Below are 985 nucleotides of genomic sequence, written 5' to 3'. Positions count from 1 at the left end.
CGCCAAGTGGAACGAATACACGTCCTTGGGTTTGCTGCTGCTTTACTCGATGAATATGAAAACGACAAACTTTCAATGCGAAGCGCGAAAGGATATCTGTCTGCTGTAAACACCGCATTATCTAATGCGCGCATGGACAACCAATTGGTAGTACTCCCTGTTGAACACGGCGGATTTCCTACATCATCTGGAGTCACAAAAGTCGACCGATCCGTAACGCTACATAGTCACTTGCAAATAAAAACATCTGTTTCCCCTCGCCTTAGCACGCAACTGGAACTCCTGCGCCTATTTGGCCTCCGCTTTAAAGAATCCTGTCTAATAAATAGTCACACTGCTCTAGAGCAAGCGCTTCAACAAGGGCGAATTTGCTTAGAGTTCGGGACTAAAGGTGGACGACCCCGTACCATCCCTATCACCGGTGAAGCTCAGATTTTTGCGCTCAAAGATGCCACGAGACACCAGGATAAAGATTTCTCGCTAGTCCCTACATCCCTTACTTGGGCTCAATATCAAGACCAGTGCTATCGCGAAGTTTCACGACTGGAACAACACTACAACTTTCATTCGGAGAGACACCACTACGCTCAAGAAAGGTACTTAACATTGATGGGGATACCTTGTCCTGTAAAACTTGGTATGACTAAATCTGAACACTTAACCTACTCAGCCAAGCAATTAGAACAGCCTCACAGCGTCGTTAAAGCTCTCGATTTAAATGTTCGCACAATCATCGCAGAAGAACTTGGCCACAGCCGAGTATCAATCACTAGTGCGTATCTAGGTTAGTTATGCATTACCGACAGGTAAGACACATTTACGCTGTTATGTCAGGCTACGTAACTAAAGGTAAAAAGTCGGCTTATAAACGCAAGCAAATGCGTCGACTAATTCAGGTTTTAGATAATATTTTCCTCCATGAATCAATTGGCCGGATTCAAGCAATAGGCAGGCGACAAATCATTGGCTACTGGCGACGTCACGA

Annotated in this window: 1 protein-coding gene and 1 pseudogene; both read left to right on the top strand. The window is 45.2% G+C overall.

The window, feature by feature from the left end; translation table 11 throughout:
- Nucleotides 1-789: integrase domain-containing protein (locus tag M9196_RS23240; RefSeq protein ID WP_250619877.1), on the top strand; the 789-nt coding region annotated here is incomplete at its 5' end.
- A 2-nt stretch (nucleotides 790-791) separates the two neighbouring features.
- A pseudogene (locus M9196_RS23235) lies at nucleotides 792-985 on the top strand (hypothetical protein); the annotation flags it as partial.

This window comes from Vibrio methylphosphonaticus (genome assembly GCF_023634655.1).
Lineage (GTDB): Bacteria > Pseudomonadota > Gammaproteobacteria > Enterobacterales > Vibrionaceae > Vibrio > Vibrio methylphosphonaticus.
Note: the sequence above shows the minus strand (reverse complement) of the source record. Positions and strands in the feature narration are given on the sequence as shown.